The organism is Stenotrophomonas sp. C3(2023), assembly GCF_032911385.1.
In the GTDB taxonomy this organism is placed as follows: domain Bacteria; phylum Pseudomonadota; class Gammaproteobacteria; order Xanthomonadales; family Xanthomonadaceae; genus Stenotrophomonas.
Window position 1 is genome coordinate 1063630 of the sequence record NZ_JAWJLO010000001.1, and the last position, 12912, is coordinate 1076541.

At 67.1% G+C, this 12912-nt stretch carries 12 protein-coding genes; all 12 read right to left on the reverse strand.

All coding sequences use genetic code 11. The features are described from left to right. Positions 1–111 precede the first annotated feature (111 nt). Entirely contained in the window at positions 112–753 is a 642-nt protein-coding gene (locus RZA67_RS04620) for a ribonuclease HII (RefSeq protein ID WP_317211448.1), read from the reverse strand. After that, positions 750–1943 (reverse strand): lipid-A-disaccharide synthase, encoded by a 1194-nt coding sequence (gene lpxB, locus RZA67_RS04625; protein ID WP_317213809.1) that lies wholly within the window; start codon positions 1941–1943, stop codon positions 750–752. Before lpxB ends, RZA67_RS04620 begins: the two co-directional genes overlap by 4 nt. A gap of 47 nt (positions 1944–1990) precedes the next feature. Beyond that, the gene (lpxA, locus tag RZA67_RS04630; protein ID WP_317211449.1) at positions 1991–2782 is read right to left on the reverse strand and encodes an acyl-ACP--UDP-N-acetylglucosamine O-acyltransferase; all 792 of its coding nucleotides are present in this window, start codon (positions 2780–2782) and stop codon (positions 1991–1993) included. 19 nt (positions 2783–2801) lie between these two features. Then, the gene (fabZ, locus tag RZA67_RS04635; protein ID WP_317211450.1) at positions 2802–3257 is read right to left on the reverse strand and encodes a 3-hydroxyacyl-ACP dehydratase FabZ; all 456 of its coding nucleotides are present in this window, start codon (positions 3255–3257) and stop codon (positions 2802–2804) included. Beyond that, on the reverse strand, positions 3254–4276 hold the full coding sequence (gene lpxD, locus RZA67_RS04640; RefSeq protein ID WP_317211451.1) for a UDP-3-O-(3-hydroxymyristoyl)glucosamine N-acyltransferase: 1023 nt from the start codon (positions 4274–4276) through the stop codon (positions 3254–3256). The genes fabZ and lpxD overlap by 4 nt, the downstream gene beginning before the upstream one ends. Positions 4277–4737: 461 nt before the next feature. Next, positions 4738–7161, reverse strand: a complete 2424-nt coding sequence (gene bamA / locus RZA67_RS04645; RefSeq protein ID WP_317211452.1) for an outer membrane protein assembly factor BamA — start codon at positions 7159–7161, stop codon at positions 4738–4740. A gap of 74 nt (positions 7162–7235) precedes the next feature. After that, positions 7236–8591: an RIP metalloprotease RseP gene (gene rseP, locus RZA67_RS04650; protein ID WP_317211453.1), complete on the reverse strand. Its 1356-nt coding sequence runs from the start codon at positions 8589–8591 to the stop codon at positions 7236–7238. Between the two features lie 34 nt (positions 8592–8625). Continuing rightward, on the reverse strand, positions 8626–9816 hold the full coding sequence (locus RZA67_RS04655; protein ID WP_317211454.1) for a 1-deoxy-D-xylulose-5-phosphate reductoisomerase: 1191 nt from the start codon (positions 9814–9816) through the stop codon (positions 8626–8628). A 2-nt stretch (positions 9817–9818) separates the two neighbouring features. Beyond that, positions 9819–10661, reverse strand: a complete 843-nt coding sequence (locus RZA67_RS04660; RefSeq protein ID WP_317211455.1) for a phosphatidate cytidylyltransferase — start codon at positions 10659–10661, stop codon at positions 9819–9821. After that, the gene (gene uppS / locus RZA67_RS04665; protein ID WP_317211456.1) at positions 10658–11425 is read right to left on the reverse strand and encodes a polyprenyl diphosphate synthase; all 768 of its coding nucleotides are present in this window, start codon (positions 11423–11425) and stop codon (positions 10658–10660) included. The genes RZA67_RS04660 and uppS overlap by 4 nt, the downstream gene beginning before the upstream one ends. A 5-nt stretch (positions 11426–11430) precedes the next feature. After that, positions 11431–11985: a ribosome recycling factor gene (frr, locus tag RZA67_RS04670; protein ID WP_317211457.1), complete on the reverse strand. Its 555-nt coding sequence runs from the start codon at positions 11983–11985 to the stop codon at positions 11431–11433. Positions 11986–12152: 167 nt separating this feature from the next. Next, on the reverse strand, positions 12153–12881 hold the full coding sequence (pyrH, locus tag RZA67_RS04675; protein WP_317211458.1) for a UMP kinase: 729 nt from the start codon (positions 12879–12881) through the stop codon (positions 12153–12155). Positions 12882–12912 lie beyond the last annotated feature (31 nt).

Genomic DNA, 12912 nt, shown 5'->3' on the forward strand with positions numbered 1-12912 from the left:
GGGAAGCGCTTGGGTGCCCGGTCAGGGTACCCACGGGCGCAGGGCTCGACAAGGACTTGACGTGGCGGCAACCGCGCTGGCGCCGGCCGCTGGCGGGAGATGCCGGCGGCCTCAGGCCGGCACGAGGCAGTCACGCACCGGCGCGAAGCTGCGCCGGTGTTCCGGGCACGGGCCATGCTCGCGCAGGGCGGCAAGATGGGCCGGGGTGCCATAGCCCTTGTGCTGTTCGAATCCGTACTGCGGGTGCTCGGCGTGCAGTGTGGCCATGTAGCGGTCGCGGCTGACCTTGGCCAGGATCGAAGCGGCCATGATGGCCCGGTCCAGGCCATCGCCGCCGATCAGGGCCTGCCCGGGCAGCGCCAGCCCCTTGGGCACCACGTTGCCGTCGATGCGGGCGAACTCGGCGGCGTGGGCGACGGCGGCCACGGCCTCGCGCATGCCCTGCAGGGTGGCCTGGTAGATGTTGAGGCGGTCGATGTCGGCCACATGCACCATCACCACCTGGAAGGCCAGGGCACGCTGCACGATGCGGTCGAACAGCTGCTCGCGGCGCGCAGCGGTGAGCTGCTTGGAATCGTCCAGCCCGTTCAGGCGTGGCCGATCAGGATCGAACACCACCGCTGCCACCGCCACCGGGCCTGCCAGCGGACCGCGCCCGGCCTCGTCGACCCCGGCGATGCGCCGCGGCGCCACCGGTTCGGGCATGCCGGCGAACAAGGCCAGACTGGCAGCGGCGGCCGCGCGCCGGGTCATGCCGCCGGCGCCTGCAACAGGTCGGCCACCGCGTCGGCCGCGCGCGCCGAGGCGTCGCGACGGAGCAGGGTGTGCAGCTGCTCATAGTGCATCTGCAGGTCGGCCGCCTTCTGCGGGTGGTCGAACCATTGCTGGATCGCCGCGGCGAGTTTTTCCGGGTTGCAGTCGTGCTGCATCAGTTCAGGAGCCAGATCCTTGCCGGCCAGGATGTTGGGCAGCGCGAAGCGGTCGACCTTGATCAGGCCCAGCGCCTTGACCAGGCGATAGGTGAGTTCTGCCACGCGGTAACCGACCACCATCGGCCGCTTGACCAGCATCGCTTCCAGCGTGGCGGTGCCGGAGGCGAGCACCACCACATCAGCGGCAATCATCGCGGTGCGGGCCTGCCCGTCGAGCACGTGCGACAGAGCCTTGGGCAGCGCCGAGCGGGTCAGCTGCTCATCGATGAGCGCACGACAGGCGGCATTGGCGGCCGGAACGACCACGTGCAGGCCGGGGATGCGCTCGGATACTTCCCAGGCAGCCTCGAAGAACGGCTCACCAAGGCGGCCGATCTCGCCCAGGCGGCTGCCCGGCAGCACGGCCAGCACGCGCGCGCTGGCCGGCAGCCCGAGTTCGGCCCGGGCCTGCTCTCGGTCCACCTGCAGCGGGATCTCATCGGCCATCGGATGGCCGACGAAGCGGGCATCGATGCCGTGACGTGCGTAGATCGGCGGTTCCATCGGGAACAGGCAGAGCACCAGATCGGCACTGGCGCCGATCTTCTCGGCGCGTTTCTCGCGCCAGGCCCACACCGAGGGACTCACGTAGTGGACCGTGCGGATGCCGCGTTGCTTGAACCAGCGCTCCACCGGCAGGTTGAAATCCGGCGCATCGATGCCGATGACCACGTCCGGCTTCCATGCCAGCGCCCGCTGGCGGAACGCCGAACGCAGCTTGAGCAGACGCGGCAGGTGGCGCAGCACTTCGGTCAGGCCCATCACTGCCAGCTCGCTGGCGTCGTGCCAGGTCTGCATGCCCGCCGCGCGCATGCCGTCGCCGCCGATGCCGGCAAACTCGGCATTGGGGAAGCGTGCCCGCAGCCGGCGCACCAGCCCGGCGCCGAGCAGGTCGCCGGAGGCCTCACCGGCCACCAGCACCACGCGCAGGGCGCGTGGGTCGGTACGCTGGGGCAGCGCATCGCGCTGCATGCCTGTCAGGTCGATCACCTCGGCGCTGGCAGGCGGGTGCGGCAGGCTCATCGCAGCAGCGGCCTTTCAGCGCTCTCGATGAAGTCAAGCAGGGCCTTGACGTCTTCGCTGGTGCGGGCCTGTTCGGCCAGCTGCAGCTTGGCTTCGGCCAAGGGCAGGCCGGCCACGTACAGCGTGCGGTAGGCACGCTTGATGCTGGCGATGCGTTCGGCGTCGAAGCCGCGGCGCTTGAGCCCTTCGCTGTTGATGCCGCGCGGGCGACCCAGCGAATCACTGCCGACCATGGTGAACGGCGGCACATCGCCGTTGGTCAGTGCGCCCATGCCGAGGAAGGCGTGCGCGCCGATACGGCAGAACTGATGCGCACCGGCGAAGCCGCTGATGATCACATGGTCGCCGACGGTGACATGGCCGGCCAGGGTCGTGTTGTTGGAGAACACGCAGTTGTCGCCCACGTGACAATCGTGGGCCACGTGGGTGTAGGCCAGCATCCAGTTGCCGTTGCCGATGGTGGTCACGCCGCCGCCGTTGCCGGTGCCGCGGTTGAGCGTGACGAACTCCCGGAAGACGTTGTCGTCGCCGATCACCAGCTCGGTGCGCTCACCGCCGTACTTCTTGTCCTGCGGCTCGCCACCGACCGCGACATGACCGATGAAGCGGTTGTTGCGTCCGATGCGGGTGGGGCCGTGGATGCTGCAATGCGGCCCGATCTCGGTACCGGCGCCGATTTCGACATCGGCGCCGATCAGGGTGAAGGCGCCCACACGGACGTCCTCGGCCAGCCGCGCCGAGGGGTCGATGAACGCGCTGGGATGGATCAACGCCGTGGCGGCAGTCATCGCAGGCCTCCTTTCAGGATCATTCGCGGGTGCCGGCGCACAGCACCTCGGCACAGGCGGCGGGCTCGCCGTCAACAAACGCTTCGCACTCGTAGACCGCCATGTTGCGGATCACGCGCTTGATGCGCACGCGCATCTCCAGCACATCGCCCGGCACGACCTTGCGGGTGAACTTGGCCTTGTCGACCTTGACCATGAAGAACAGCTTGGACTGCGCATCACGGCCCAGGGTGAGCTGGGTGAGGATGCCACCGGCCTGGGCCATGGCTTCGATGATGAGCACGCCGGGCATGATCGGTTGGCCGGGGAAGTGGCCCTGGAAGAACGGCTCGTTGATGCTCACGTTCTTGTGCGCCACGATCGTCTGCGCGTCGTAGTCGATGGACACGACCTTGTCCACGAGCAGGAACGGATAACGGTGCGGAATCAGGGACCGGATCTTCTCGATGTCCGGCATTTGTTCGTTGGTGCTCATTCCTTCTCCTTGCTCACAGACAGGATGCGGCGTGCCAGCGCATCGAGCTGTTTGAAGCGCGCGGCGTTCTTGCGCCACGTGCGGTTGTCGGTCAATGGGGTTCCGGAGGAATACTCGCCCGGTTCGGTAATTGAATTGCGCACCACGGACTTGCCGGTGATGACCACCTTGTCGCAGATTTCCAGGTGGCCGACGACGCCGACGGCGCCGCCGAGCAGGCAGTAGCGGCCGATCTTCGCGCTGCCGGCGATGCCGGTGCAGCCGGCGATGGCCGAGTGCGCGCCGATCTGTACGTTGTGGGCGACCTGCACCAGGTTGTCCAGGCGCACGTCTTCGGCCAGCACGGTGTCTTCCAGCGCGCCGCGGTCGACGCAGGTATTGGCGCCGATCTCGCAGTCGTCGCCGATGCGCACGCCACCCAGCTGCGGCACTTTGACCCATTTGCCCGCATCCATCGCCAGACCGAAGCCATCGGCGCCGAGCACGGCGCCCGGATGGATGCGCACGCGCTTGCCCAGCCTGACCCGCGTGACCAGCGTGACCCGGGCGATCAGCTCGCAGCCGGTCTCCAGGCTGCAGTCCTCACCGATGACGCTGCCGGGGCCGATGATGCAGTTCTCACCGATGACGCTGCGCGCGCCGATGGTGACGAACGGGCCAATGTGCGCACTGGCGGCGACCTCGGCCTGTGGGTCGATGACTGCACTGGGGTGGACGCCAGGCGGGCGCTGCGGTGCGCTGTCGAACAGCGCGGCAATGCGCGCGAAGGTGATGTAGGGATCCTTGGCGATCAGCGCAGTGCCGGGTGCGGCATCGGCGTCCTCGGCGCGCAGCACCACGATGGCTGCCTTGCTGTCGGACAGCTGCGCGCGATAGCGCGGATTGGCCAGGAACGTGAGCTGGCCGGCGCCGGCATGGGCCAGGGTCGCCACGCCACCGATGACGGTAGAGGCGTCGCCATGGACCTGCAGGCCGAACTGCTCGGCAAGATGCTGGGCGGAGTAGGTAGGAGTATTCACGGCGGGAGTTTACCGTGCCGGGCCGATCCGGTCATGCATGGTGGATTTCTGCGGCTGACGGTAGAAGCGGATTGCCGGGGGAGGCCGGGCGGGTGCGCGTTGCGGGGGGCGGCAAAAACTGCGTCCTGCGTGCCTCGTTTCGCGCCATCCATGGCGCTCGACGCCCCCGCAACGCGCACCCGCCCGGCCTTTCACCGTTTCTGCGCGTGCTGGCAGCAGAAACGGTGATGTAGAGCCGGGCTCTGCCCGGCTGGGCGTGCCACGTAGACCGCAGCGGGGCAGAGCCCCGCTCTACGCGGAGCAGAAACGAAAACGCCGGGCGGAGCCCGGCGTATCGAAGTGCGTCTGGAGCAGAGCCCCCTTCTGTTAAGGGGGCGCGCCGACAGGCGCGGGGATAGGAGGCATCGTGGATCCCAAGGTCTGCGCAGCAGACCTTGGGAGGTTCTAAGCAGCTGTGCTGCTTAGAACTGGCCACCAAAGGTGAATTGCAGGCGCTCGATCTCATCACCCGGCTGCTTCTTCAGCGGGAAGGCGTAGCTGATCGAGATCGGGCCCACAGGGGCGCGCCACAGCAGCGCCACACCGGTGGACACGCGCAGGTCGTTGGCCTTGAAGTTGTCCACGCCGTTGTAGACGTTGCCGACGTCGACGAAGGCCGACACGCGTGCCGACGGGCTGTCGAACAGACGCGGGAAGTAGGCTTCGATCGAGCCGACGGTCTTCAGCGAGCCACCCAGCGGCTGGCCGCGCGAGTAGGAATACGTCGCCTCCGAACGCGGACCCAGGGTGTTGTCTTCGAAGCCGCGCACCGAGTTGGTGCCGCCGGCGTAGAAGTTCTCGAAGAACGGCAGGCCCGAGCCGGTCACGGTCTTGAGATAGTCCGCCGATTCCGGCGTGCAGTTCACGGTCTGGGTCGGGTTCGGGTTCTCGTTGCTCGGCGGGGTGTAGCACAGGTCGCGGCGGAAGTCCTTGCCATAGCTGTCACCGTAGCCCACCTCGGCGCGGGTGTTGATGACCAGCGCCGGGATGATCGGCCAGTACTTGGAGATCTGGTAGTTGACCTTGAAGTACTCGACGGTCGAGCCCGGCAGCGTGGTTTCCAGACCGACGCGCTGGTAGGTACCGGCGGTGGGCATGAAGTAGTCGTTGCGCGTATCACGCGCCCAGCCCAGCTCGGTGCGCCACGAATGGAACGTCCTGCGACCGACCGCATTGATGTAGTCGATGATCGCTTCCGGCGTCGCGCCGGCATACGTGGTGATCTGGTTGCTGTCGATGCCCACCATCAGCGAGACCGTGTCGGTCTCGGTGATCGGCACGCCGAACACCACCTGCGCTGCACCGTTGGTGCTGTTGTACTGCGCGGTGTTGTAGTCGGAGTAGTCCAGCTCACGCCAGGACAGGTTGTAGCCCAGCGAGACGCCGTCGTCGGTGAAGTAGGGGTTGGTGTAGGAGAACGCATAGCGCTGCAGGTAGCTGCTGCGCGAAGCTTCCACGGACACGCGGTTGCCGCCCCCGAGGAAGTTGTTCTGCGACAGCTGCACCGAGGTGGTCATGCCGTAGGACTGCGAGTAGCCCAGGCCGAACACGAAGCTGCCCGAGGTGGTTTCCTTGACGTTGTAGACCACGTCGACCTGGTCGTTGCTGCCGGCCACCGGCTCGGTCTGCACGTCCACCGACTCGAAGTAGCCCAGGCGCTGCAGGCGGATCTTGGAACGGTCGATGGCGGCCTGCGAGTACCAGCTGTTCTCGAACTGGCGCATTTCGCGGCGCAGCACCTCGTCGGAGGTGCGGGTGTTGCCGCGGAACAGGATCTGGCGCACGGCCACGCGCGGGCCCGGCACGACCTGCATGTTCACCGCCACGGTGCGGTCGGCGCGGTTGCTGGTCGGGATCGGATTGACCTTGGCGAAGGCGTAACCGATGTTGGACAGCGAATTGGTGATGCCGTTGGAGCTGAACTCCAGCAGGGCGCGGGAGAACACGTCGCCGGACTTCTGGATCACCATGCGCTCGACATCTTCCTGCGGCAGCACGGTATCGCCGGTCACCTTGATCTCGGAGATCTTGTACTGCTCACCCTCGGTCACGCCGGCGGTGAGGAACATATCGCGCTTGTCCGGGCTGATCGACACCTGGGTGGAGTCGATGCTGAAATCCACATAGCCGCGGTCCAGGTACCAGGAGTTGAGCTTTTCCAGGTCGCCGGAGAGCTTTTCCTTCGAATACTGGTCGTCACGGCGGTACCAGGACGCCCAGTTGCTTTCCTTGGACTCCCAGTTCTCCATGATGTCTTCGGCGGCGAACTTCTCGGTGCCGATCAGGTTGACGTGACGGATCTTGGCCGCCTTGCCTTCCTTGATGGCGATGGCGATGTCCACACGGTTGCGGTCCAGCGGGCTCACCGTCGGGGTGATTTCCACGTTGTACTTGCCGCGGTCGTTGTACTGGCGGCGCAGTTCCTGGGTCACGCGGTCCAGGCTCAGGCGGTCGAACGTGCCACCCTCGCTCAGGCCGATGTCGCTCAGGCCCTTGAGCAGCTGGTCGCTCTTGATGTCCTTGTTGCCGGTGACGGTCAGCTTGTTGATCGCCGGACGTTCCTTGACCGTGACCACCAGGATGTCGCCCTGGCGGTCCAGCTGCACGTCCTCGAAGAAACCGGTCTTGTACAGGGCGCGGATGGTGTCGCCGACCTTGGCGTCGCTCATGGTCTGGCCACGTTCCACCGGCAGGTAGGTGAACACGGTGCCGGAGGTGATGCGCTGCAGGCCGTCCACGCGGATGTCGCTGACAGTGAAGGGCTCGGCTGCCTGCGCCAGGGCGGGGGCGCCGAGTCCAGCGGCGAGGGCGAGGGCCAGCAGGCGGCGGTTCGGGAGTCGCGTCATGTCACGTCCGGTTGAGGTCGATTGCGTGTTGCGGGGTGTCGACGTAATAGACGACGACAAAATGGAAAAGTTCATCACGGGAACAGGCCGAGGATGTCGTTGTAGAACGCCAGCCCCATCAGTCCCGCCAGCACGGCCAGGCCGATGTACTGACCTGCCGCCATGGCACGCTCGCTCAGCGGGCTGCCCTTGACCAACTCAATAAGGTAATACAGCAGGTGCCCGCCGTCCAAGATGGGGATTGGCAGCAGGTTGATGATGCACAGGCTCAACGAGAGCAGAGCCAGGAACTGCAGGAACCAATCAACACCGCGTTTGGCCGAGACATTGGCCACCCGCGCGATAGTGACGGGGCCGGACACGTTCTGCAACGAGGCGTTGCCGGTAACGATGCGGCGCATCATGCCCAGCGAATCGCTGGCCATGCGTCCGGTCTCGCCGATGGCGGCAGGAACGGCGGCCAGCGGGCCGTACTTGACCACCATGTCATAGGGCGGGGCCTGTGGCGCGTTGAAGCCGGCGCCGATCTGCCAGGTGGGCTGGCCGCGACCGTCAACGCCTTCACGCGGGGTCACTTCCAGCGCCAGCCGCTCGTCGCCGCGCAGCACTTCGATCATGCCCGGGCCACCGCGCGCGCCCAGCGCCTGCACCGCCTGCACGACCTGGTCCACGCCATCGACGCGCTCACCGTCGATGGCCACGATCAGGTCGCCCGGTTGCAGCACGCCCTTGGCGGCGCCGTCATCGGCCAAGGAATCCACCAGCGGCGGCTGCAGCCAGAACTGCCAGTTCAGGCCGGCCAGCAGCACGACGCGGCGTTCATCGAATCCCTGGGGCAGCTGCGACAGCGGCAGGGTCACGCGACGCACCTGGTCAAGCGGGTCGATCACCTCAAGCTGGGGGTCGTGCCGGTCCATCGCCGCTGCGGTGAGCGCCATGCTCGCCTCGCCAGCGGTGCCGACGCGGCGCCCGTCGACGCCGACCACACGGTCACCGCCGTGCAGGCCGGCCACCTGCGCCATGCCGGTGACCCGGCCGAGTGTGGCCGAATAGTCCTGCTTGCCGATGACCAGCATCGCCCACAGCAGCAGCATGCACAGCAGCAGGTTGGCCAGCGGGCCGGCAGCGACCACGGCAATGCGCTGCCAGACCGATTTGTGGTTGAAGGCCTGCCCGCGCTCGTGCGGGTGCACCTGCACCTCGCGCTCGTCAAGCATCTTCACGTAGCCGCCCAGGGGAATGGCGGCAATGGCGAACTCGGTGCCGTGGCGGTCGCGGCGCGACCACAGTGGCTTGCCGAAGCCCACCGAGAAACGCAGCACCTTGACCCCGCAGCGGCGGGCTACCCAGTAATGGCCGAACTCATGGATGGTGACCAGCAGCCCGAGGCTGACGATCATCCACCACACCGAACCGATGAAATCAGCCATGGAGGTCCGGGTGGGTGAGCGGGGAACAGGGCATTCAGGCGGCTTCGATGGCGGTCTGGGTCAGGTGGCGGGCGCGGGTATCGGCCTCGAGCAGAACGCCCAGTGTATCGGCAGCGTCGACCGCGAGTGTTGACAGCGCGTTATCCACCAGCGCCGGGATGCTCAGGAAACCGATCTTTCCCTGAAGAAAGGCTGAAACAGCTACTTCGTTGGCGGCATTGAGGATCGCCGGCGCGGTGCCGCCGGCGTCCATGGCCTGCCAGGCCAAGGCCAGGCAGGGGAATGCGGCAAGATCGGGTGCCTCGAAATCGAGCCGGCCCTGCTTGAGCAGGTCCAGCCCGCCGACACCGGCTTCGATCCGGTGCGGCCAGGCCAGGCCCACGGCGAGCGTGGTGCGCATGTCCGGCAGACCAAGCTGGGCCAGGGTCGAGCCGTCGACGAACTCGACCAGTGAGTGGACCAGGCTCTGCGGATGGACCAGCACTTCGATGCGGTCGCCCGGCACGTCGAACAGGTGGTGCGCCTCGATGACCTCCAGACCCTTGTTCATCAAGGTGGCCGAATCGACCGAGATCTTCGGGCCCATCGACCACTTGGGGTGGGCCACGGCCTGCGCCGGGGTCACCTGCGCCAGCTCATCGCGGCCGCGGCCGCGGAACGGGCCGCCGGAGGCGGTAAGCAGGATCCGGCGCACGCCGGCGCCATCCAGGCTGGCGTCGCGCGAACGCAGGCACTGGAAAATCGCGCTGTGCTCGCTGTCGATGGGGATGATCTCGGCACCGGCAGCCGCCGCGGTGCGGGTCAGCAGCCGCCCGGCCAGCACCAGCGATTCCTTGTTGGCCAACAGGATGCGCTTGCCGGCCGCTGCGGCCGCCAGCGTCGAGGACAGACCGGCAGCACCGACGATGGCGGCGATGACGGTGTCACAGGCATCGCTGGCAGCCAGGGTGTCCAGTGCCTGCGCACCGGCATGGGCCTGGGTGGCCAGGCCGGCCGAGCGCAGGCCGTCGCGCAGCTGCGTGTACAGCTGCGGGTCGGCGATGACGGCGTGGTCCGGGCGGTGCTGCTGGCACAGCGCGAGCAGTGCCGTCACCTGCGTGCCGGCCGCCAGCACGCTGGCGCGGAACTGCGCAGGGTGGCGGGCGATGACGTCCAGTGCGGAAGCACCGATCGAACCGGTGGCACCGAAAACGGCGATCCGGCGTGCGGCGGTTTCACTTTCCATGGTCAGAGCCCGCAGATTTCCTTGCCGATGACAAATACCGGCAGCGCGGCCAGCACGCCGTCGACGCGGTCCAGGACGCCGCCGTGGCCGGGAATGATATGGCCCGAATCCTTGGCGCCGGCATGGCGCTTGAGCAGGCTCTCGAACAGGTCGCCCAGGACCGAGGCAAACACCACCACCACGGTGACCAGCAGCAACCAGGGCAGCTGGCCCACGGTGACCAGCTGCCACGACGGGACGCCCAGGCCCAGCCCGAACGCGGAGGCCACCAGCAGGCCGGCCACAAGGCCGCCGAACAGACCCTCCCAGGTCTTGTTGGGGCTGACGGTCGGTGCAAGCTTGTGGCGACCAAAATGCCGGCCGGCAAAATACGCGCCCGAATCGGCGGCCCACACCACGGCCAGGCTGGTCAGCAGCCACAGGTGTCCCTGTTCGCTGGAGGCGTGGATCAGCACCAGCGCGGCCCATGCCGGGATCACCGCCAGCGTCCCGGCAAGCAGCTTCAGCACGCGCACCGGGCTGTCCGGATCGGCGCCGAAGCGGTTGAACTTCAACCACAGCAGGGCAAGCAGCCACCAGCCGACACCGACCAGCGCGGCTATCTGGAACAGGAACAGCGAACTGTCGCGGTCCCAGACCATCAGCACCATCGGCACCAGGTTGAGCAGCAGCAGGGTGGTGCGGGCGAGAGTGTCTTCAATGCCGGAGAGCTTGAGCCACTCCCACAGTCCGATCAGCAGGACGACGGCTGCTGCAGCAGCAAGCCACTGCGAAGGCAGCAGCAGGATCGCCGCGATCGCGGCGGGGGCCATGATCAGGGCGGCGAGAACTCGGGTCTTGGTCATGGGGTAGGGGTCTCGGTGGCCAGAGCGGCGATCTGGGCGCTGGTCAGGCCGAACCGGCGCTCACGGCCGGTGTAGGCATCGAGCGCCCGCTGCAGCTGGGCAGCGTCGAAATCCGGCCACAGCACTTCGGTGAACCACAGCTCGGTGTAGGCCAGCTGCCAGAGCAGGAAGTTGCTGATGCGGGTATCGCCGCCGGTGCGGATGAAAAGGTCTGGCGCGGGCAGGTCGGCCAGTGCAACGTAGCGGCCAAGCAGCGTCTCGTCGATCTGCTCCGGTTGCAGGCGGCCGGCGGCGACTTCGCTGGCGAGCATCCGCGCGGCGTGCGCGATGTCCTGGCGCCCGCCGTAACTGGCGGCGATGCTCAGGGTCATCAGCGCGTTGCCCTGGGTGCGCTGCTCGGCGGCCTGCATGCGCGCAAGCAGCGCGGGGCCGAAGCGCTCGCGCTGGCCGACGAAGCGCACGCGCACGCCGCGGCGGTGCAGTTCGTCCACCTCGCGCTCCAGCGCATGCAGGAACAGCTTCATCAGCGCCTCGACCTCCTCGGCCGGGCGCCCCCAGTTCTCACTGGAAAACGCGAACAGGGTCAGCGCCGGAATGCCAAGCTCAAGGCAGCGGTCGATGGTGCGGTTGACCGCGCGCGCGCCGGCGCGGTGACCAATCATCCGCGGGCGGCGGCGCAGCTGTGCCCAACGGCCGTTGCCATCCATGATGATGGCAACATGCCGCGGCAGCGGGCCAGGCAGTGGGGGCGGAACCTGCGACATCGAGGTCAGACCGACATCAGTTCCTTTTCCTTGTCCGCCACCACCTTGTCGACCTCCTTGATGCTGCTGTCGGTCAACTTCTGGATGTCGTCCTCGCCACGCTTCTTCTCGTCTTCGCTGATCGCCTTGTCCTTGATCAGCTTGGCCACTTCCTTGTTGGCGTCCTGGCGGATGTTGCGGATGGCGATCTTGGCGCCTTCGCCTTCCTTCTGCACCTGCTTGACCAGTTCCTTGCGGCGCTCTTCGGTCGGCGGCGGCATGTTGATGCGGATCGCAGCGCCCAGCGTGTTCGGGGTGAACTCGTGGTTGTACAGCCCTTTCTCGATTTCCTTGATCATGCTCTTGTCGAAGGGCGTGACCAGCAGCGAGTGGGCGTCGGCGTTGGAGATCGAGGCGACCTGGTTCAGCGGGGTGCTGGAATTGCCATAGGCGCTGACGGTCACGCGGTCCAGCAGGGCCGGCGAGGCGCGGCCAGTGCGGATCGAGGTGAGGGTGTGCTTCAGAGCATCGATGCTCTTGGCCATGCGCGTCTGCGCGTTGTTCTTGATGTCGTTGAGCATCGCCGGTGTCCTGGTTGCAACTGGAATCGGGCGATTATAGGCGAATAACGGGGCCGGCCGGGGCGCTGTAGGCCCACCGTGCGGCTGGCGTTGCGCCAGCAGCGGAAGGTACGGCAGGGTAGACCCTGCCGTTGCGCGGGCCGCGCGCTGCGCGGCCTTGCGACAGGTCAGTGCGTGTCGCGGCCGCTGACCAGGGTGCCGATGTTTTCGCCGTGCAGGATCTTCAGCAGTTCGCCCGGCTGGCCCATGTCGAACACCCGCATCGGCAGGTCGCTGTCGCGGGCCAGCGCGAAGGCGGCGGTGTCCATCACTTCCAGACCGCGGCGGATCACTTCGTCATAGCTCAGGCTGTCAAAGCGCACCGCGTCGCTGTACTTGTTCGGATCCTTGTCGTAGACCCCGTCGACCTTGGTGGCCTTCAGCAGCAGGTCCGCGCCGATCTCGATGGCGCGCAGGGCGGCGCCGGAATCGGTGGTGAAGAACGGGCTGCCCACGCCGGCGGCGAAGATCACCAGGCGACCCTTTTCCAGATGGCGGATGGCGCGGCGGCGGATGTAGTCCTCGCACACGTCATTGATCTTGATGGCGCTCATCACCCGCGCTTTGGCGCCGAGCTTCTCCAGCGCGTCCTGCATCGCCAGCGCATTGATGACCGTGGCCAGCATGCCCATCTGGTCGCCGGTCACCCGGTCCATGCCGCCTGCCGCGAGGCCTGCGCCGCGGAAGATGTTGCCGCCGCCGATGACCAGCGCGACTTCCGCACCGGCCTGCTGGGCTTCAATCACCTCACGGGCCAGGCGATTGATGATCTTCGGGTCGATGCCGTAGTCCTCATCTCCCATCAGCGCCTCCCCGGAAAGTTTCAACAGGATGCGGCGATGGGCGAGCTTGGACATGTGAGCCTCTGGGGTACGGGGTTGCGTGGGG